17 protein-coding genes and 4 tRNA genes are annotated in these 20,112 nt (G+C 63.6%); 17 read left to right on the top strand and 4 right to left on the bottom strand.

Going from position 1 to position 20,112, the window contains the following annotated elements:
• The first annotated feature begins 119 nt into the window (after window positions 1-119).
• The 14 genes from truA (at window position 120) to ACLCGK_RS27185 (ending at window position 11,037) form a co-directional block, all read left to right on the top strand.
• Window positions 120-980 carry a tRNA pseudouridine(38-40) synthase TruA gene (truA, locus tag ACLCGK_RS27250; protein ID WP_025338241.1) on the top strand — a complete coding sequence of 287 codons (861 nt, stop codon included), beginning with the start codon at window positions 120-122 and terminating at the stop codon, window positions 978-980.
• A gap of 61 nt (window positions 981-1,041) precedes the next feature.
• A complete protein-coding gene (locus tag ACLCGK_RS27245; protein ID WP_013971608.1) occupies window positions 1,042-1,662 on the top strand; it encodes a phosphoribosylanthranilate isomerase in 621 nt (206 codons plus the stop codon).
• Window positions 1,663-1,885: 223 nt separating this feature from the next.
• Complete coding sequence (gene accD / locus ACLCGK_RS27240; RefSeq protein ID WP_013971609.1) at window positions 1,886-2,779, top strand: acetyl-CoA carboxylase, carboxyltransferase subunit beta; 894 nt, start codon at window positions 1,886-1,888, stop codon at window positions 2,777-2,779.
• Window positions 2,779-4,086 (top strand): bifunctional tetrahydrofolate synthase/dihydrofolate synthase, encoded by a 1,308-nt coding sequence (gene folC / locus ACLCGK_RS27235; protein WP_410953322.1) that lies wholly within the window; start codon window positions 2,779-2,781, stop codon window positions 4,084-4,086. The genes accD and folC overlap by 1 nt, the downstream gene beginning before the upstream one ends.
• Window positions 4,070-4,735: an SPOR domain-containing protein gene (locus tag ACLCGK_RS27230; protein ID WP_410953321.1), complete on the top strand. Its 666-nt coding sequence runs from the start codon at window positions 4,070-4,072 to the stop codon at window positions 4,733-4,735. The genes folC and ACLCGK_RS27230 overlap by 17 nt, the downstream gene beginning before the upstream one ends.
• Before the next feature lie 287 nt (window positions 4,736-5,022).
• On the top strand, window positions 5,023-5,580 hold the full coding sequence (locus tag ACLCGK_RS27225; RefSeq protein WP_013971612.1) for a CvpA family protein: 558 nt from the start codon (window positions 5,023-5,025) through the stop codon (window positions 5,578-5,580).
• Window positions 5,581-5,622: 42 nt separating this feature from the next.
• Window positions 5,623-7,128 carry an amidophosphoribosyltransferase gene (purF, locus tag ACLCGK_RS27220; RefSeq protein ID WP_013971613.1) on the top strand — a complete coding sequence of 502 codons (1,506 nt, stop codon included), beginning with the start codon at window positions 5,623-5,625 and terminating at the stop codon, window positions 7,126-7,128.
• A 16-nt stretch (window positions 7,129-7,144) separates the two neighbouring features.
• Complete coding sequence (locus tag ACLCGK_RS27215; protein WP_003258500.1) at window positions 7,145-8,356, top strand: O-succinylhomoserine sulfhydrylase; 1,212 nt, start codon at window positions 7,145-7,147, stop codon at window positions 8,354-8,356.
• Window positions 8,353-9,126 (top strand): SDR family oxidoreductase, encoded by a 774-nt coding sequence (locus ACLCGK_RS27210; RefSeq protein ID WP_013971614.1) that lies wholly within the window; start codon window positions 8,353-8,355, stop codon window positions 9,124-9,126. Before ACLCGK_RS27215 ends, ACLCGK_RS27210 begins: the two co-directional genes overlap by 4 nt.
• A 258-nt stretch (window positions 9,127-9,384) precedes the next feature.
• Window positions 9,385-9,460: transfer RNA gene (locus ACLCGK_RS27205), tRNA-Val, on the top strand.
• 66 nt (window positions 9,461-9,526) lie between these two features.
• Window positions 9,527-9,603, top strand: a tRNA-Asp gene (locus ACLCGK_RS27200).
• A 99-nt stretch (window positions 9,604-9,702) separates the two neighbouring features.
• Window positions 9,703-9,779: transfer RNA gene (locus ACLCGK_RS27195), tRNA-Asp, on the top strand.
• 141 nt (window positions 9,780-9,920) lie between these two features.
• Window positions 9,921-9,997: transfer RNA gene (locus ACLCGK_RS27190), tRNA-Asp, on the top strand.
• A 200-nt stretch (window positions 9,998-10,197) separates the two neighbouring features.
• Window positions 10,198-11,037 carry a DUF2242 domain-containing protein gene (locus ACLCGK_RS27185; protein WP_410953180.1) on the top strand — a complete coding sequence of 280 codons (840 nt, stop codon included), beginning with the start codon at window positions 10,198-10,200 and terminating at the stop codon, window positions 11,035-11,037.
• A 207-nt stretch (window positions 11,038-11,244) separates the two neighbouring features.
• On the opposite strand, the gene ACLCGK_RS27180 is transcribed toward ACLCGK_RS27185, so the two are convergent.
• Entirely contained in the window at window positions 11,245-12,114 is an 870-nt protein-coding gene (locus ACLCGK_RS27180; protein ID WP_410953181.1) for a DMT family transporter, read from the bottom strand.
• A 121-nt stretch (window positions 12,115-12,235) separates the two neighbouring features.
• Here ACLCGK_RS27180 and ACLCGK_RS27175 point away from each other — a divergent pair, with 121 nt between their 5' ends.
• Window positions 12,236-13,645 carry a PLP-dependent aminotransferase family protein gene (locus tag ACLCGK_RS27175; RefSeq protein WP_410953182.1) on the top strand — a complete coding sequence of 470 codons (1,410 nt, stop codon included), beginning with the start codon at window positions 12,236-12,238 and terminating at the stop codon, window positions 13,643-13,645.
• Window positions 13,646-13,992: 347 nt separating this feature from the next.
• On the opposite strand, the gene ACLCGK_RS27170 is transcribed toward ACLCGK_RS27175, so the two are convergent.
• The 3 genes from ACLCGK_RS27170 to ACLCGK_RS27160 all read right to left on the bottom strand — a co-directional run bounded on the left by ACLCGK_RS27170 (window position 13,993) and on the right by ACLCGK_RS27160 (window position 17,290).
• The gene (locus ACLCGK_RS27170) at window positions 13,993-15,033 is read right to left on the bottom strand and encodes an AraC family transcriptional regulator (protein ID WP_410953183.1); all 1,041 of its coding nucleotides are present in this window, start codon (window positions 15,031-15,033) and stop codon (window positions 13,993-13,995) included.
• Between the two features lie 4 nt (window positions 15,034-15,037).
• Window positions 15,038-16,156, bottom strand: coding sequence for a nitrilase-related carbon-nitrogen hydrolase (locus tag ACLCGK_RS27165; protein WP_410953184.1), 1,119 nt, complete (start codon window positions 16,154-16,156; stop codon window positions 15,038-15,040).
• A gap of 168 nt (window positions 16,157-16,324) precedes the next feature.
• Entirely contained in the window at window positions 16,325-17,290 is a 966-nt protein-coding gene (locus ACLCGK_RS27160) for a GlxA family transcriptional regulator (RefSeq protein WP_410953185.1), read from the bottom strand.
• A 96-nt stretch (window positions 17,291-17,386) separates the two neighbouring features.
• Between ACLCGK_RS27160 and ACLCGK_RS27155 the strand changes: the two genes are divergently transcribed.
• Window positions 17,387-17,836 (top strand): tautomerase family protein, encoded by a 450-nt coding sequence (locus ACLCGK_RS27155; RefSeq protein WP_410953186.1) that lies wholly within the window; start codon window positions 17,387-17,389, stop codon window positions 17,834-17,836.
• Between the two features lie 204 nt (window positions 17,837-18,040).
• Complete coding sequence (locus ACLCGK_RS27150) at window positions 18,041-20,077, top strand: FAD-dependent oxidoreductase (RefSeq protein WP_410953187.1); 2,037 nt, start codon at window positions 18,041-18,043, stop codon at window positions 20,075-20,077.
• Window positions 20,078-20,112: the final 35 nt, after the last annotated feature.

Raw genomic sequence — 20,112 nt, 5'->3', positions numbered from 1 at the left:
GTGGGAGCGGGCGAGCCCGCGAAGAGGCCCTCAAATGCGGTGCATATTCAACGGCAGCCCTACACGGCTGCCGTTGTCGTTATAATCCCCGCCATTCCGTACACCCCCCCACAGGTTTCATGCTCTTGGACATCATCGACACCGCCGCCGCCGAGTCCGCGGCCGAAGGCTACTCCCGCATCGCCCTGGGCGTGGAATACAAAGGCGCGCGCTACCGTGGCTGGCAGCGCCAGGCCAGTGGCGTGCCCAGTGTCCAGCAGGCCCTGGAGCAGGCGCTGTCCAAGGTGGCCAACGAGCCCATCTCGGTAATCTGCGCCGGGCGCACCGACGCCGGTGTGCATGGCTGTGGGCAGATCGTGCACTTCGACACCCGCGCCGTGCGCGATGAGCGCGCCTGGACCATGGGCACCAACTTCAACCTGCCCCATGACATCAGCGTGGTCTGGTCGCGGCCGATGCCGGCCGACTTCCATGCCCGCTTCAAGGCCTGCGCCCGGCGTTACCGCTACGTCATCTACAACGACCCGATCCGCCCGGCCCACCTGGCCGAGGAAGTCACCTGGAACCACCGCCCGCTGGATGTCGAACGCATGGCCGAAGCCGCGCAGTATCTGCTTGGTACCCATGACTTCAGTGCCTTCCGCGCCAGCCAGTGCCAGGCCAAGTCGCCGATCAAGCACATCTACCATCTGCGCGTCACCCGCCATGGCCAGATGATCGTGCTGGACGTGCGCGCCACGGCTTTCCTGCACCACATGGTGCGTAACATTGCCGGTGTACTGATGACCATCGGTGCCGGAGAGCGCCCGGTCACCTGGGCGCGTGAGGTGCTGGAAGGGCGCAACCGCCGCGAAGGTGGGGTCACGGCGCACCCATACGGCCTCTACCTGGTGCAGGTGGAGTACCCCGAGGAGTACGCGCTGCCCAAGCGTTACATCGGTCCACACTTTTTGACCGGTTACGAAGCATTGGCAGACTGACGGGCGAAAAGTCATTTGCTAACATCCGGCCTTTCACCGTAACAAGCAGGGTTCGCTGTCCATGAGCAATGTTCGCAGCAAGATCTGCGGGATTACCCGCATCGAAGACGCACTGGCTGCTGCCGAAGCGGGGGCCGATGCCATCGGCTTCGTCTTCTATGCCAAGAGCCCGCGCGCCGTGGACGTGCGCCAGGCGCGGGCGATCATTGCCGAGCTGCCGCCGTTCGTGACCACGGTCGGTTTGTTCGTCAATGCTTCGCGCTGCGAGCTGAACGAGATTCTCGAAGTGGTTCCGCTGGACCTGCTACAGTTCCACGGCGACGAAACCCCACAGGACTGCGAAGGCTACCACCGCCCCTGGATCAAGGCCCTGCGCGTACGCCCGGGCGACGACCTGGAGGCGGCCTGCCGGCTTTACGCTGGTGCCCGCGGCATTCTGCTGGACACCTACGTGCCGGGCGTACCCGGAGGCACCGGTGAAGCGTTCGACTGGTCGCTGGTGCCTGCGCGCCTGAGCAAGCCGATCATTCTGGCGGGCGGGCTGTCTGCCGACAATGTCGGCCAGGCCATCGCCCAGGTACGGCCGTACGCGGTGGATGTCAGTGGCGGCGTGGAGCAAGCCAAGGGCATCAAGGATGCGGCGAAGATCGAGGCCTTCATGCGTGCGGTGAAACAGGCGTGATGGCAGATGTGACGGCTGGCTGCGCGCCATCGTCCATAGCTTTCGCAGCCCTGCGGGGCAGCCGCCTGCGCCTGTGGCGGCAACACAACACATTAGCGGTGGGGTGGCGCGCTGGTAGTCCCGGCGGCCGGTCCATCATCGTTTCATAAAAGATTTTGAGCTCAAGGGCAGGGTAGGGCCCGGCGACACCGGACCACGCCTGCCAATACTGGAGAAAGAAAGCATGAGCAACTGGTTAGTCGACAAACTGATCCCTTCGATCATGCGTTCCGAGGTGAAGAAGAGCTCGGTGCCTGAAGGCCTGTGGCACAAATGCCCGGCCTGCGAGGCCGTGCTGTATCGTCCGGAGCTGGAAAAGACCCTGGATGTCTGCCCCAAGTGCAACCACCACATGCGCATCGGCGCACGTGCGCGCATCGACATCTTCCTCGACGCCGATGGCCGTGCCGAACTGGGCGCCGACCTGGAGCCGGTCGATCGCCTGAAGTTCCGTGATGGCAAGAAGTACAAGGACCGCCTGGCTGGCGCGCAGAAGCAAACCGGCGAGAAGGACGCCCTGATCTCCATGAGCGGCACCCTGATGGGCATGCCGATCGTGGTCAGCGCCTTCGAGTTCTCGTTCATGGGCGGCTCCATGGGTGCCATCGTCGGCGAGCGCTTCGTGCGCGCGGCCAACTATGCCCTGGAGCACCGCTGCCCGATGGTCTGCTTCTCCGCCTCGGGCGGTGCACGCATGCAGGAAGCGCTGATCTCGCTGATGCAGATGGCCAAGACCTCGGCCGTGCTGGCGCGCCTGCGCGAAGAAGGTATCCCGTTCATCTCGGTACTGACCGACCCTGTGTACGGTGGTGTCTCCGCCAGCCTGGCCATGCTCGGTGACGTGATCGTCGGCGAGCCGAAGGCACTGATCGGCTTCGCCGGCCCGCGCGTGATCGAGCAGACCGTGCGCGAGAAGCTGCCGGAAGGCTTCCAGCGCAGTGAGTTCCTGCTGGAGCACGGCGCCATCGACCTGATCATCTCTCGTGGCGAGCTGCGCCCGCGTCTGGCCCGCCTGCTGGCGCAGATGACCGGCCAGGAAACCCCGGAGCAAGCGCGTGAGGCGGCTGCCGTCGCGTGATGAAACAACGATCCCTGGGCGAATGGCTCGCCTACCTCGAGCAGTTGCACCCCTCGGCCATCGACATGGGCCTTGAGCGGTCGCAGAAGGTGCTTGCCCGGCTGGCGCTGGGCAAGCTGGCGCCACGTGTGGTAACGGTGACCGGCACCAACGGCAAGGGCTCGACCTGTGCCTTTGTGGCCTCGCTGCTGCGTGCCCAGGGGTTGAAGGTTGGCGTGTACAGCTCGCCGCACCTGTTGCGTTACAACGAGCGGGTGCTGATCGATGGCCAAGAGGCCAGCGATGAGCGCCTGTGCGAAGCCTTCGCCGCCGTCGAGGCGGCGCGGGGCGAAATTTCCCTGACCTACTTCGAGATGGGCACTCTGGCCGCGTTCTGGTTGTTCTACCAGTCGCAGCTGGATGCCGTGGTACTGGAAGTGGGGCTTGGTGGCCGCCTGGACACCGTGAACGTGGTGGATGCCGACTTGGCCCTGGTGACCAGCATCGGCGTCGATCATGTCGATTACCTGGGTGATACCCGCGAGCTGGTGGCCTTCGAGAAGGCAGGCATCTTCCGTCAGGGCAAGCCGGCACTGTGCGGTGACCTGGATCCGCCTCAGCCGCTGCTGGACAAGGCCGCCGAACTGGCTGCGCCGCTGTTCCTGCGTGGTCGTGACTTCGACCTGGCCATTGCCGATGGCAGCTGGAACTGGCGGGGTACTGCGGCTGATGGAGCGCCGGTAGAGCTGCTTGGCCTGCCTTTGCTCGACCTGCCCATGGAAAACGCCACGCTGGCCCTGCAGGCCTACCTGCTGATGGGTCTGCCCTGGGACGCCGGGCAGATTCGCCAGGCGCTGCTGGATACCCGCATCACGGGTCGCCTCGACCGTCGCCAGCTGAGCTGGCAGGGCAAGCCGGTGGAACTGTTGCTGGATGTCGGGCACAACCCGCACGCCGCGGGGTATCTGGCCCGGCGCCTGGCGGCCCGGCCGCTGAAGGGGCGCCGCCTGGCGGTGTTCGGCCTGCTCGCCGACAAGGACCTGGACGGTGTTGTCGCGCCGCTGCAGGGGCTGGTCGACGACTGGGCAGTGGCGCCACTGGATACCCCGCGCAGCCGCCCGGCTGCGGAGCTGGCCACGGCCTTGACGAACGTCGGCGCCGCGGTGAAGTCTTATGCCAGCGTCGATGCTGCCCTTGAAGGGCAATGCGCGCAGGCAACGGCGGATGACCAGATCTTGCTGTTCGGTTCGTTTTTCTGTGTTGCCCAGGCACTGGAATGGCTGGAGCGGCACGCCCAGGAGGGTGGAGTAGATGGCAGTGCTGGATAAAGGGATGAAACAGCGCATGGTGGGTGCGTTGGTGCTGGTGGCGCTGGCGGTGATTTTCCTGCCGATGCTGTTCACCCGCGAGGACGAGATGCGTCAGGTGCGCGTCGATGCCCCGCAGGCGCCGGCCATGCCAAGCCTGCCGGAAGTGAAGGTGGAGCCGGTCGCCGTGCCGGAGCCGCAGGCCATTGCGCAAGAGCCGCAACAGCCACCGGTGGTGGTGGACGAGTCCACCGCGCCGGCGAGCACGCCCAGCCAGCCGATTACACCGTCACCACAGACCCAGCCTCAAGTGCAGGTGCAGCCCCCGCCTCAGCCTGCCAAGCCGCAGGCGCCTGTGGCCAAGGTCGAGCCTCAGCCGGCAGCCAAGCCGGCCGCGCCGACGGCGCCATCGAAGATCGACGTCAATGGCCTGCCGGTCAGCTGGTCGATCCAGTTGGCCAGCCTGTCCAACCGTGCCGGGGCCGAAAAGCTGCAGCAAACCTTGCGTAGCCAGGGTTACAACGCCTATATCCGCTCGGCGGGTGGCATGAACCGCGTGTACGTGGGGCCGCTGATCGAGCGGGCCGAGGCCGAGCGCGTGCGCGACGCCATCAACCGCCAGAACAGCCTCAAGGGCTTCGTGGTGCGCTTCCAGCCTGAGCGCAGCTGATAACCCGGAGGGCGGCTTTGCCGCTCATTCGCGGGTTCTGTATAGGTCTTGCAGCGGCGCGGTCCATGTGGGAGCGGCCTTGTGTCGCGAAAGGGCCGCGAAGCGGCCCCAAGATCTCAACGACACAGCCAGAATCGCCGGGGCCGCTTTGCGGCCCTTTCGCGACACAAGGCCGCTCCCACAAAGATCGCGTAAGCCCGGGTAGCGCTAATCACCTGACATTCCGCTTACCCAAGCCCCCGCCGCTCTGTTAAAATGCGCCGCCTCAAACGTCTGCAGGCAGCACCGTGGCATTTACCTTGGTTGATTGGGCGATCATCGCGATCATCGCCGTCTCCACACTGATCAGTCTCAAGCGCGGCTTCGTCAAGGAAGCCTTGTCCTTGCTCATCTGGATCATTGCCGGTGCGGTTGCCTGGATGTTCGGCGGTTCGCTCTCGGTGTATCTTGAAAGCTACATCCAGACGCCGTCGATGCGCGTCATCGCCGGCTGCGCCATTCTTTTCGTCGCCACCTTGCTGGTGGGGGCCATGATCAACTTCCTCATCGGCGAGCTGATTCGCGTGACCGGGCTGTCCGGCACCGATCGTTTCCTGGGCATGGCCTTCGGCGCCGCGCGCGGGGCCTTGCTGGTGGTGGTGGCCATCGGGCTGATCAGCCTGGGGCCGGTTCAACAAGATACCTGGTGGCAGGAATCACGCCTGATACCACAATTTCTCTTGGTCGCCGACTGGTCGAAAAACCTGATCCTGGGTTTTACCGGCCAGTGGACACCTAGTGGGCTGATCGGCACTCCAGCTGATCTTCCGTTCAAGGAACAGTTGCTCGGGCCGGCAAAGCCCTGAGCACTATTCACTCAAGTTTCGTCAAAGTAGGGGTTGCGTCGCATGTGTGGCATCGTCGGTATCGTCGGTAAGTCGAACGTCAATCAGGCGCTGTATGACGCGCTTACGGTCCTCCAGCACCGCGGCCAGGACGCTGCCGGTATCGTGACCAGCCATGACGGCCGGTTGTTCCTGCGCAAGGATAATGGCCTGGTGCGCGACGTGTTCCAGCAGCGCCACATGCAGCGCCTGGTCGGCAGCATCGGTATTGGCCACGTGCGCTACCCGACGGCGGGCAGCTCGACCTCGGCCGAGGCGCAGCCGTTCTACGTCAACTCGCCGTATGGCATCACCCTGGCACACAACGGCAACCTGACCAACGTCGAGCAGCTGGCCAAGGAAATCTACGAGTCCGACCTGCGCCACGTCAACACCAACTCCGACTCGGAAGTACTTCTGAACGTGTTCGCCCATGAGCTGGCGGTGCGTGGCAAGCTGCAGCCGACCGAAGAAGACGTGTTCGCCGCGGTTTCCCACGTGCACAGCCGCTGCGTCGGCGGTTACGCCGTGGTGGCGATGATCACCGGCTACGGCATCGTCGGCTTCCGTGACCCCAACGGCATCCGCCCGGTGGTGTTCGGCCAGCGTCACACCGACGAAGGCGTGGAATACATGATCGCTTCGGAAAGCGTGGCCCTGGACGTGCTCGGCTTCACCCTGATCCGCGACCTGGCGCCGGGCGAAGCGGTGTACATCACCGAAGAAGGCCAGCTGTACACCAAGCAGTGCGCCGAAGCACCAAAGCTGCAGCCGTGCATCTTCGAGCATGTCTACCTGGCCCGTCCGGACTCGATCATGGATGGCGTGTCGGTGTACAAGGCCCGTCTGCGCATGGGTGAAAAACTGGCCGACAAGATCATGCGCGAACGTCCCGAGCATGACATCGACGTGGTCATCCCGATCCCGGACACCAGCCGCACCGCGGCCCTGGAGCTGGCCAATCGTCTGGGCGTGAAGTTCCGCGAAGGTTTCGTCAAGAACCGCTACATCGGCCGTACCTTCATCATGCCAGGCCAGGCCGCGCGCAAGAAATCGGTACGCCAGAAGCTCAATGCCATCGAACTGGAGTTCCGCGGCAAGAACGTGATGCTGGTGGACGACTCGATCGTGCGCGGCACCACCTGCAAGCAGATCATCCAGATGGCCCGCGAAGCCGGCGCCAAGAACGTCTACTTCTGCTCCGCAGCCCCTGCCGTGCGCTACCCCAACGTCTACGGCATCGACATGCCGAGTGTTCACGAACTGATCGCCCACAACCGTACCACCGAACAGGTGGCCGAGTTGATTGGCGCCGACTGGCTGGTCTACCAGGACCTGCCGGACCTGATCGACTCGGTCGGTGGCGGCAAGATCAAGATCGATCAGTTCGATTGTGCGGTGTTCAACGGTGAGTATGTTACTGGCGATATCGACGAAGCCTACCTCGACCGCATCGAGCAGGCTCGTAACGACCTGGCCAAGGCCAAGAACCAGGCGGTCAGTGCGATCATCGACCTCTACAACAACTGATTTCGGGAGCGACGGCATGACGGATCAATGGGATGCCGGACGACTGGACAGTGACCTCGAGGGTGTCGGTTTCGACACCCTGGCGGTGCGCGCCGGTCAAAACCGTACACCGGAGGCCGAGCACAGCGAAGCGCTGTTCCTGACCTCCAGCTATGTGTTCCGCACGGCTGCCGATGCGGCCGCGCGCTTTGCCGGCGAAACGCCGGGCAACGTCTATTCGCGCTACACCAACCCGTCGGTGCGTGCCTTCGAGGAGCGCCTGGCGGCCATGGAAGGCGCCGAGCAGGCTGTGGGCACCTCCACCGGCATGGCGGCGATCCTCGCCGTGGTGATGTCGCTGTGCAGTGCCGGTGACCATGTGCTGGTGTCGCAGAGTGTGTTCGGCTCGACCATCAGCCTGTTCGAGAAGTACTTCAAGCGCTTTGGCGTGCAGGTGGACTACGTGCCACTGGTCGACCTCGCCGGCTGGGAAAAGGCCATCAAGGCCAATACCAAGCTGCTGATCGTCGAATCGCCGTCCAACCCGCTGGCAGAGCTGGTCGATATCACCGCGCTCAGCGAAATCGCCCATGCCCACGGCGCCATGCTGGTGGTGGACAACTGCTTCAGCACCCCGGCGCTGCAGCAGCCGCTGAAGCTGGGTGCCGACATCGTGTTCCACTCGGCCACCAAGTTCATCGACGGCCAGGGCCGCTGCATGGGTGGCGTGGTTGCCGGCCGTGCCGAGCAGATGAAAGAAGTGGTGGGCTTCCTGCGTACCGCAGGCCCCACCCTCAGCCCGTTCAACGCCTGGATCTTCACCAAGGGCCTGGAAACCCTGCGCCTGCGCATGCGTGCGCACTGCGAAAGCGCCCAGCTGCTGGCCGAATGGCTGGAGCAGCAGGAGGGCGTGGAGAAGGTGCATTACGCCGGCCTGCCGAGCCACCCGCAGCACGAACTGGCCAAGCGCCAGATGAGTGGCTTCGGTGCGGTGGTCAGCTTCGAGGTCAAGGGTGGCAAAGAAGGCGCCTGGCGCTTCATCGACGCTACCCGGGTGATTTCCATCACCACCAACCTGGGTGACAGCAAGACCACCATCGCCCACCCGGCCACCACCTCCCACGGTCGCCTGACGCCGCAGGAGCGTGAAGCCGCGGGTATCCGCGACAGCCTGATCCGGGTTGCCGTGGGTCTGGAAGATGTGGCCGACCTGCAGGCCGACCTGGCGCGCGGGTTGGCGGCACTGTGATTGAAATCCGCGGCGGTACGCCCGGCCATAACGGCCGGGTAGCCCTGGTGACCGGTGCCGCACGCGGCATCGGCCTGGGTATTGCCGCCTGGTTGATCTGCGAAGGCTGGCAGGTGGTGCTCAGCGACCTCGACCGCCAGCGCGGCGCAAAGGCGGCCAAGGCGCTGGGTGACAATGCCTGGTTCATCACCATGGACGTTGCCGACGAGGCCCAGGTCAGCGCCGGGGTGTCGGAGGTGCTGGGGCAGTTTGGTCGCCTGGACGCGCTGGTGTGCAATGCGGCCATCGCCAACCCGCACAACCAGACCCTGGAAAGCCTGAGCCTGGCGCAGTGGAACCGGGTGCTGGCGGTCAACCTCAACGGCCCGATGCTGCTGGCCAAGCATTGTGCGCCGTACCTGCGTGCGCACAATGGGGCGATCGTCAATCTCACCTCCACCCGGGCGCGGCAATCCGAACCCGATACCGAGGCCTACGCAGCGAGCAAGGGCGGGCTGGTGGCCTTGACCCATGCCTTGGCCATGAGCCTGGGCCCGGAGATTCGCGTCAATGCGGTGAGCCCGGGCTGGATCGATGCCCGTGATCCGTCGCAGCGCCGTGCCGAGCCGTTGACCGAGGCGGACCATGCCCAGCACCCGACGGGCAGGGTAGGGACGGTGGAAGACGTGGCGGCCATGGTTGCCTGGCTGTTGTCTCGGCAAGCGGCGTTCGTCACCGGCCAGGAGTTCGTGGTCGATGGCGGCATGACCCGCAAGATGATCTACACCTGAGCATTCTGCATATCCTGTACCGGCCTCTTCGCGGGCACGCCCGCTCCCACAGGTATTTCTCATATGCCAGCATCTGTGGAGATCCTGTGGGAGCGGGCGTGCCCGCGAAGAGGCCAGTACAGGCTATCGACAGCCGCAGACAGGTAAACCGCTTTTTGCTCCTTTCTGAAAAAAATTCAATGGGGCTATTGACTTAGCTTCGCCACCTGCGTAAATTTCGCGGCCTCAGCGAAGCAAACGCAACAAGCAACATCGCGAGGGTGATTAGCTCAGCCGGGAGAGCATCTGCCTTACAAGCAGAGGGTCGGCGGTTCGATCCCGTCATCACCCACCACTTCCTGAGATGTTCCTGGTGCTTCAGGTTTCGCAAGAAACCGATAGCCAGAGAGGAACGCACTGCGCAGCGGTAGTTCAGTCGGTTAGAATACCGGCCTGTCACGCCGGGGGTCGCGGGTTCGAGTCCCGTCCGCTGCGCCATTTTTCAGTATCAGATGGGTGCCTGGCACCGGTCTGAAGCCACAAGGTAAACGCCTTGGGCTGATCCCAGTTTCAATCGGGCGAAAGCCTGAACGATACGCAGCGGTAGTTCAGTCGGTTAGAATACCGGCCTGTCACGCCGGGGGTCGCGGGTTCGAGTCCCGTCCGCTGCGCCATCTTCGTTTCAAGGTCCCTTGAACACCTTGAAGAAAACACAAAAGAAGCGATCACGTTATCGCTTTTTTTGTGCCTGTCCTGAGGCCATCGCGCCGGAAGGGTAGACCCAGGTTTCAATCGGGCGCAAGCCTGAATGATACGCAGCGGTAGTTCAGTCGGTTAGAATACCGGCCTGTCACGCCGGGGGTCGCGGGTTCGAGTCCCGTCCGCTGCGCCATCTTCGCTTCGAGGCCCCTTGAACGTCTCGAAGCAACGAGAAAGCGACCTTAGGGTCGCTTTTTTCGTTTCTGCGTCTGGCAATTGCCGGCCTTGACCCAGATTTACACGAACCTGACAGACTCTTCACCGATCAGCGGTTCCTGTGCCTGCCTGCTGTGTTGCACAATAGGCACCTTCTTGACTTACCCGGAATTCGCAATGACCAGATCTTCCGTCTTTGGTGCGCTCGGGCTGGCCCTGGTGCTGGCGGGCGTGACCGGTTGTTCCTCGAAAAAAGCCGCCGTCTACGAGCACGAGAACTTCGATGACTCGGGCACCTTCTCGCGCAGCTTCCCGGTGAGCGATGCCGGCTCCTGCGAGGCCGCCCGACGCGCCTTGCTCAGCCAGGGTTACATCATCACCAGCAGCGGCGCCAACCAGGTGGTGGGCAACAAGAGCTTCCAGCAGAACAGCGAGAACCACCTGCAGATCAGTTTCAACGTCACCTGTGCGCCGGATGTGAGCGACGAGCAGCGTTCGACCATGTTCGCCAACGCCCTGCAGGACCGCTACGCCCTGAAAAAGTCCAACACCTCCGCCAGCCTGGGGGTTGGTGTACTGGGGTCGGTATCGATGCCGATCGGCTCCAGCGACGACTCGATGGTCAAGGTGGCCAGCGAGACTGTGACAGCGGCTCAGTTCTATGACCGCTATTTCGCCTTGGTTGAGAGCTACTTGCCAAAGCCCAAGGCTAGGCAGGAGAGCAAGGCCAAGGTCGAGGAGCCCGCACCGAAGGTCGACGCGCCAGCGGCTGCCTTGGGGTTGCCGGAGCCGGCCGCCGCAGCGCCGGTGGCACCGGCCCCGGTTGCTGAGCCTTTGGTTGATGCGGCGCCAGCCCCGGCCCCTGTAGCCCCGGCCAGCGAGGCGGTAGCAGCGCCGGTGCTGGATGACAGCCAGGGCTCGCAGCCAGTGGCACCGCCGGCTGAGGCTGCGCCTATTGAAGTACAACAGCAAGCACAGCCTGCCGAGGCCGCTGAGCCCGCGTCCCCCGCCCTCTGATGGCTTGCCTGTAGGGGTAAACCCGCTCCCACAGGTACTGCGCAGTTCTCAACATCTGCGCGGTACCGCCATGGGGCAAAATCCTCCGTGCCCATGAACTTGGCCCTGTGCTGTGCAACTGCCCCGGTCCGAACAGCTTACGGAGGTCCCCAAGGCGCGCTGCGGCTTGGCGAAGCCTTCCCAATTCGCTTTTTTCTGGATCGACATCTACAAGGCGTACTTCTTGGCCCCGGCAACACAGATGACAGCCCCCAGCGTCACCACAAGCATCATCCAGCTGACCTGTTCGTGCAGCAGCAACGCTGCCAGCCCAAGCCCCATGAACGGCTGAAAGAGTTGCAACTGGCCCACTGCTGCAATGCCACCCTGGACCAGCCCTCGGTACCAGAACACAAAACCGATCAGCATGCTGAACAGTGAAACGTAGCCGAGGCTGAACCACGCAGGGGCGCTTACTTTGGCGAAGGCATCTGGTGTCGGAAGATTAGTGATTGTCAGTAGTAGCATCAGCGGCAACGCCACCAGCAACGCCCAACTGATCACCTGCCAACCCCCCAACGTCCGCGACAGCCGCGCCCCTTCGGCATAACCCAACCCACAGACGATGACCGCCCCCATCATCAGCAAATCGCCCAGCGCCGATGCCTCCCCACCATTCATAAGCGCATAACCAACGACGATTCCGGCACCCGTCAACGAGAACAACCAGAACAGTGGCCGAGGTCGCTCACCGCCCCGCAGCACGGCAAACCCTGCGGTACACAGCGGCAGCAGCCCGACAAAGACAATGGAATGCGCAGAGGTTACATGCTGCAGGGCCAGTGCCGTCAGCAGCGGGAAACCGATTACCACGCCCAACGCTGTTACCGCCAATGACCACAGGTCACCGCGTTCAGGGCGAGGCTGGCGCAGCACAAGCAAGAAAAGCGCCCCCAACAGAGCGGCAATCGTTGCCCTGGCACAGGTCAGGAACGTCGGTTCGAAGGCCGTCACTGCCACACGGGTGGCCGGCAGCGAGCCGGCGAAGATGGCGACGCCTATGAAGCCGTTGATCCATCCGCTTGTTGATTTTTCCATCGCCCAGTCCTCGATAAGTCTGGGTTCAGTACATCACTGACGCGTTCACCAAGGCCATGTACAATCCAATACAGTTTGACCGAACTGTTATGCACATTAATCCAGCACAGTTGAGGGTGCGATGAAACGCAGTGGAACGCTGATTCGGACCGTCATGGGTGAGGTGCAGGCGAGGATAGCCTCCCGGACCTACACACCCGGTACGCGGATCCCTTCGGTCCGGGCAATGGCGCAGGCCATGCAGGTATCGGTTTCTACCGTACTTGAGGCCTATGAACGGTTGATGGCAGAGGGGGTGCTCAGCGCCCGCCCTGGCTCTGGCTACTACGTGGCAGGGCCCGTGGCGCCCTTGGCACTGACCGAACTCGGCCCCAGGCTCGATCGTGAGGTCGACCCGCTGTGGATCTCGCGCCAGTCTCTTGAAACCTCCAGCGATGCGCTGAAACCAGGGTGCGGGTGGCTGCCTGCCTCCTGGATGTACGAAGCCGGCATGCGTAAAGCGCTGCGAGTCGCTGCCCGTTCCGACACGGTAAAACTGGCCGAGTACGCGTCGCCGCTCGGGCATCCGCCGCTCAGGCAGTTCCTGTCGCGACGGCTGGCTGGCATCGGCATCGAAGCCCCGCTGGAACAGATCATGCTCACCGAATCGGGCACCCACGCCATCGACCTGATTTGCCGTTTTCTGCTGGAACCGGGGGACACGGTCCTGGTCGACGACCCCTGCTATTTCAATTTTCACGCACTGCTCAAAGCCCACAGGGTGAACATTGTCGGGGTACCCTACACGCAGACAGGCCCGGACATCGAGGCGTTCGGCGCAGCCCTGCTCAGGCACGCACCCAGGTTGTACATCACCAATTCCGGCATCCACAACCCAACCGGGGCCAGCCTGTCCCCGGTCACCGCGCACAGGCTGCTGAAGCTGGCCGACACCTCTAGCCTGGTGATCGTGGAGGACGACATCTTCGCTGATTTCGAGAATACGCCCGCGCCACGGCTGTCTGCCTTCGACGGCCTCTCGCGTGTGATTCAGATAGGCAGCTTTTCCAAGACCATCTCTGCTTCAATCCGATGCGGCTACATCGCCGCCCGTGGTGAATGGATCGAGAGCCTGGTCGACCTGAAGATCGCGACCACCTTCGGCGGCGGACGCTTGGCCGCGGACATCATCTATCAAGCGATTACGGATAGCGGGTACCGAAAACACATGGAAGGTGTCCGCCACCGGTTAGGCGAGGCAATGGACAGAACGGTGCCGAGGCTTCAGGCCATTGGTATCAAGCCGTGGATAATTCCCCAGGCAGGCATGTACCTCTGGTGCCAGCTCCCTCAAGGCAAGGATGCAGCAACGCTGGCCAGGACCTGCCTGAATGAAGGTGTAGTGTTGGCGCCCGGTAATGCGTTCAGCCAATCCATGACGGCGGGGGATTTCCTGCGCTTCAACGTTGCTCAATCGGGTGACGGCAAACTCTACGAAGTGTTGAAAAGGGCGCTGAGTGCGCAGTCGCCAGAGCACTTAGTGCCAAGCTGAGCTTGTCATGGGGCACACCTGCGACAGAAATGGCTACGGCATGCTCGCGCACCGCACGGGGGAGCGCAGCCAGCACTGTGCACGCGTAGTTCGGCTTGGGCCTGCCGTCTAAAGCCTGCATGACCTACAAACGGCTAATATCAAGTAGCACGGGGCTAACGATTGCTGGGCACCGGATCATAAGCTTGTCATCAATCCTTCATCCTTCCTGCCTAGGGTGAGGCGACAGTTACCAGGAAAAATGAGTGAAGAGGGCTTAGGGCTATGGACGAATACCAAGAAGAACTTCTCGAATTCCAGGCTTATGAACTGGACACCCCGGAACCGGCTGACGACGCCACCGAGCTCTAGCCCACCCGCCGCTGGCTGCGGCGAAACTCCCCCGGCGTAAGGCCCGTCCAGCGCTTGAAAGCGCGCTGGAAGGCCTCGGCCGATGCAAACCCCAACAGATAGGCGATCTCGCCAAAGGCCAACTCCGTATCGCGGATATAGGTCTCGGCCAGGTCGCGCCGTGTTTCACTGAGCAGGTCGCGAAAGCGCGTGCCTTCCTCGGCCAGTTTGCGGCGCAAGGTCCAGGTCGGCAGTTGCAGGTGCAGCGCCACTTCTTCCAGGTCCGGTTCACGGCCACCATTTAGCAACGGGCCCAGCAGGTGGGTAATGCGCTCACCCAGGCTGCGCACCCGCGTACGCTGCAGCATTTCCGCCTCGCACAGCTGCAGCAGGTGCTGCCAGGTGCTCGGGCAATGCCTGGGGTTGACCAGCTGCAGCGTGGCCCGGCTCAGGCGCAGCTGGTTACCAGCGGCCGCGAACTGCACGGGTGTGCTGCACAGCGGCTGGTAGCGCGCGGCATAAGCGGGTGCGGCGAACTCGATGTCCATATGTTCGGCCTGCACCGCCGTACCGGCCAGGTCGGCAAGCTGGGCGAGCCAGCCGGCAAGTAGCGAATCGACCACGAAACGGTTGTAGGCGTTGTAGGGGCTGATGGAGTAGAAGCGCAGCCAGGCGCCCTCGGCATCTTCCTGAAAACTGGAGTGGCCGCGGTAGTTGGCGGCGTACAGCGGCTCGAAGCGCAACAGGGTACGTGCCGCCTCGCCCAGGTTCGGTGCCTGGGCAGCGGTGACCCCGGCCAGGCCGGCATGCGCCAGGCGGCTCAGGCGCCCCATGTGCAGGCCCAGTGCGGCCTCGCCGCACAGCTCGATGGCAGCGTGCCCAAGGTGCATGTAGCGCGGGATCGACAAGCGCGCGCCGGCTTCGCCCAGGCGCGCCGCATCCAGGCCATAGCGGCGCAGCAGCGGCTCGGGGTCATGGCCCAGTTCGCGCAGGGCCTCGGTCAGCGGCTGGACAAAACCAACCGACAGGTCACCCAGGCGCACGCGGGGGCGGGCCATGGGCTTACAACCACAGGTTCAACAGGCGGGCTCCAGGGCTGGGGGTGCCTGCCAGCAATTCACCCGCCTGGCGGGCAAAGCCCTGGCCGTCGCTGCCCTGTTCCCAGAACTGCCCACGCATGAACACGCTCATGCTGCTGACGCTGGTTCCGGCCGATTGGGTCAGTCGCTGCCATGCAGCCTGTTCGCTGACTTCGCCGCGCCGCAAGGGCAGCCCGGCGCTGGCATCCTGATGGCGATTGCCGCGCCAGGGCGCTTGCCAGCTGCCCTTGCCGCTGAGGAACACCGGGTTGGCGATCAGTTGTACTGCCTGTTGGGCCAGTTGTTGGTGGTTTTCCGGGTACCAGCTGTCGCTGCCCACCAGCACGCCCAGGCGCCCGGCAGGGGTTTGCAATACCTGCAGCGGGTGCTGGCGGCCATCATGTACATAGCGGCGCATTTCGCTGTCGGGGAACTGCTGGCGTTGCGGTTGGCCCAGCAGCGAGCCGTCGCCGGCGAACACCACGCTGCTGTTGAACAGCGGGCCGCTGCCGGCATGCAGCACGCCCTGTTTCACGTAGGGGGCGGGCAGTACGATAGAGCCGGCCACCAGGGTGACATTGAATTCCTTGGCCAGGCCACCGAACAGTTGCTGGTAGTCCGCAGCCATCTGCTCGGCTTTCATGCGCAGGTGCGCGTCGGCGCGCCAGTCGTCCCCGTCGGCACGGAGCATGGCCAGGCCATAGCGCAGCGGGTTGCTCAGTTCCAGCCATTGCAGGGCTTCGCGGCTTTGCGTGACTTGATAAAGCTCGTTCTTTTCGCCGCGCGCCCACAGCCAGGTACCAATGTGCTCGGGCAGCACCACCACCGTGCGCGGGCCCACCAGACCCTGGGTACGGGCCTGTTCCAGGTAGGCTGCGAGCTTGCGGTGCAGGCGTTGAAGGTTCTGGTAATCGCCTGGGTAGAGCAGCGGTTCGACGCCGAGCAGGTTGCCGTGCTCGCCCGGCACGCCATGGTTCAGCGCCAGTTCGATGCGCAGGTCGGACAGGTAGTGGCCTTCCGGGCGCTGCTGGGTCCAGAAACCGTAGCCGCAGAGGGCGGCGATCATCACCAGCGCCAGGGCGCTTGCCAGGATTTTTCGCATGAAGCCTTCAGCTTTCGAAGAAAAATGAAGTTGCCATGAAGACAATCAGGGGCATAGTGCGGCCGTATTCATCAGCTTGGGAATCCTTGTTGCACTGTTTTTGCAAAATCGCGTTTTGGATCATACCAAAGCACTATCCGGGTCTGCAGCGTCCGCTGCGGTTCCCGGTCAGCTCTGGCGCAACTGTCGCGGGGTTGCGTTCAGCAGGCGGCGCATCAAGCGCCGGAGAGCCGTCGGGTCCTGGTAGCCGACCCGCGCCGAGACCGCTTCGACCGAATATTCGCCAGACTCGAGCAGCGCCCTGGCCTTGTGCAACTGCACCCGCTGAATGAGTTGACGGGTCGAGTGCCCCGTTGCCTTGTGAACATGACGCGACAGGGTCCGCTCAGACATGCCGATGCTTGCGGCCAGTGTCTTGACGCTCGTAAGTTCAGGCAGCGACTTCTCGATATCTGCGATCAGGCGAGAGATCAGTGCATTGCCTTGCACCAGTACGGCAGGGATGACGAAAGGCGACTGCAGTTGCCTGCGGTCGAGCAGCAGTGCCTTGCCCACCGCGTCGGCGATTGCAGGTGACAGGCGCCGACGAAGCAGGTGCAGCATGAGGTCGGTTTGAGCGAAGGCAGCTCCTGCCGTGGTCAGTGGATGATCGGCCAGCACCATGAAGTCAGGGTCGACACGGCAGCCTGGTGCGAGCTTCTGCAGGTGCGGTGCCAGCCACCAGGAGGTTGTCACCTTCCTGCCGTCCAGCAGCCCGGCTGCATGCAGCAGAAAGACGGCCGAGCATGACGCGGCAATTTCCTTGCCGTTGGCGATGTGATCGCTCAGTGCACAGAGAAAGGGAGCTGTCCATGGTTCCGCGAGGCGGCTCTCGAGCAGGTCGATGTCACTGACGCCGATTCCCGGTATGACCCAGCAAGACTGGTCATCGGTGCTTTGCTCGATCGGTTGCACATGCAGCTGCAGGCCATGGCCCAGCGCTACCGGTCCCGGCTGGGGGCCGCAAACCCGCCAGCGTGGTGCGGCCAGGCCGAGTCGCTCGCTAACGGTTGTTGCGGTGGCGAGGATGTCCAGGGTGGAGGCTACGCTTGCGGCGAATGCCCCAGGTACGACCAGGATGGTGAAATCGTGCATTGTCGGATTATGCTCGAAAGAGGACGGATCCGACACTTTTGCATGAGAGGAGCGCCAGGCCTAATGGCGCTTCAACTCATCACAAAGGTATCAGCAATGCCCAATATCCTGATCAAGGTACCGACCGGGGCTTTCAACGAGCCGCAACGCGAGCATCTGTTGAAGCGCGTCAGCGAGGCCGCAATCGCGCATGAGCACATAGGTGACGCTCTGCCGCAGCGCAGCCTGTGCTGGGTGCTCATCGAGGAGGTGCGGGGCAGTGATTGGCTATGTGGCGGGGTGAACATGCACGCCCACGCCATCCCCTGCATCGTCATGGTAAAGGTGCCTGCCGGCGTCCTCGATGAACAGATGCGCAAGGACTACGTACTGGGCCTGCACCAGGCCATCGAACAATGCGTCGGGAAGGATGACGGGAGGATGCTGATGACTTCGATACAGCTGGTCGACATCGCCGATGGCACTTGGGGTGCGAACGGGAGTCTCTGGCATCTTGCCGATTTCACTGGTGCTGCCGGTTACCGGCATCTTCTCGCTCGCACTTAGGCGAACATGCCCAGCTGGAACCTGCGGGGCCAAGGATTCGTGAGTCCTCGGGTGGTGTCGCTGTACGCCAGGATCAATAACTTGTCAGTTTCGATCATTGAGCCCGTTCAAACGTCTGTTTAATGTCGCAGGCAGACAAACGACGGGGTCCGCCAGCCGGTGAGGCACCCGCATTCCGTGAATACGCCACCTGGGGACCTTTCCATGGCCGCCGACCGCTACCCGCACCTGCTCGCACCGCTGGACCTGGGCTTCACCACCTTGCGCAACCGCACCCTGATGGGCTCGATGCACACCGGCCTCGAAGAGCGCCCGGGCGGCTTCGAGCGCATGGCGGTGTACTTTGCCGAGCGCGCCCGCGGTGGCGTCGGCCTGATGGTCACCGGCGGCATCGCGCCCAACGATGAGGGTGGGGTGTATTCCGGGGCGGCCAAGCTCAGCACCGAGGAAGAAGCCGACAAGCACCGCATCGTCACCGAGGCGGTACACGCTGCCGGCGGCAAGATTTGCCTGCAGATCCTGCATGCCGGGCGCTACGCCTACAGCCCGCGCCAGGTGGCGCCCAGCGCGATCCAGGCGCCAATCAACCCGTTCAAGCCCAAGGAACTGGACGAGGCGGGTATCGAGAAGCAGATCGCCGACTTCGTCAATTGCGCGGTGCTGGCCCAGCGCGCCGGTTACGACGGCGTCGAGATCATGGGTTCGGAAGGCTACTTCATCAACCAGTTCCTCGCCGCCCACACCAACCACCGCACCGACCGCTGGGGTGGCAGTTATGAAAACCGCATGCGCCTGGCGGTGGAGATCGTCAGCCGGGTGCGCGGCGCGGTCGGGCCGAACTTCATCATCATCTTCCGCCTGTCGATGCTCGATCTCATCGAGGGCGGCAGCACCTGGGATGAAATCGAGCTGCTGGCCAAGGCCATCGAGAAGGCCGGCGCGACCTTGATCAATACCGGCATCGGCTGGCACGAAGCGCGTGTACCGACCATTGCCACCAAGGTGCCGCGCGCGGCGTTCAGCAAGGTCACCGCCAAGTTGCGCGGCGTGGTGAACATTCCGCTGATCACCACCAACCGCATCAATACTCCGGAGGTGGCCGAGGCGGTGCTGGCCGAAGGCGATGCCGACATGGTCTCGATGGCACGTCCGTTCCTGGCCGACCCGGACTTCGTCAACAAGGCCGCTGCTGGTCGCGGCGACGAGATCAACACCTGCATCGGCTGCAACCAGGCCTGCCTGGACCATACTTTCGGCGGCAAGCTGACCAGTTGCCTGGTCAACCCGCGTGCCTGCCACGAGACCGAGCTCAACTACCTGCCCGTGCGCACCGTGAAGCGCATTGCCGTGGTCGGCGCAGGCCCGGCCGGCCTGGCGGCAGCCACGGTGGCGGCCGAGCGCGGCCACGCGGTGACCCTGTTCGATGCCGCCAGCGAGATCGGCGGGCAGTTCAATGTGGCCAAGCGGGTACCGGGAAAGGAAGAGTTCCATGAAACCCTGCGTTACTTCCGCAACAAGGTCAAAAGCACGGGCGTGGACTTGCGCCTGAACACCCGGGTCAATGTGCAGGCCCTGGTGGACGGTGGCTACGACGAGATCATCCTGGCCACCGGCATCGCCCCGCGCACACCGGCCATCCCCGGTGTCGAGCATGCCAAGGTGCTCAGCTACCTCGACGTGCTGCTCGAGCGCAAGCCGGTGGGCAAGGCTGTCGCGGTGATTGGCGCGGGTGGCATCGGTTTCGACGTTTCCGAGTACCTGGTGCATCAGGGCGTTGCCACCAGCCAGGACCGAGAGGCGTTCTGGAAGGAGTGGGGTATCGACACCCATCTGCAGGCGCGTGGTGGCGTGGCCGGGATCAAGGCCGAGCCGCATGCCCCGGCGCGGCAGGTGTACCTGTTGCAGCGCAAGAAATCCAAGGTGGGTGACGGCCTGGGCAAGACCACTGGCTGGATTCACCGCACCGGGTTGAAGAACAAGCGGGTGCAGATGCTCAACAGCGTCGAGTACCTGGGCATCGACGATGCCGGCCTGCACATTCGCGTGGCCGATGGCGAGCCGCAGGTGCTGGCGGTGGACAACGTGGTGATCTGTGCAGGGCAGGAGCCGTTGCGCGAGCTGCAGGACGGGCTGGTGGCAGCGGGGCAGTCGGTGCACCTGATTGGTGGGGCCGATGTGGCGGCCGAACTGGATGCCAAGCGGGCGATCAACCAAGGTTCGAGATTGGCGGCTGAGCTCTGAGATCGCCGGGGCCGCTTTGCGGCCCTTCGCGGGCT

Source organism: Pseudomonas sp. S1(2024) (assembly GCF_046557535.1).
Note: the sequence above shows the minus strand (reverse complement) of the source record. Positions and strands in the feature narration are given on the sequence as shown.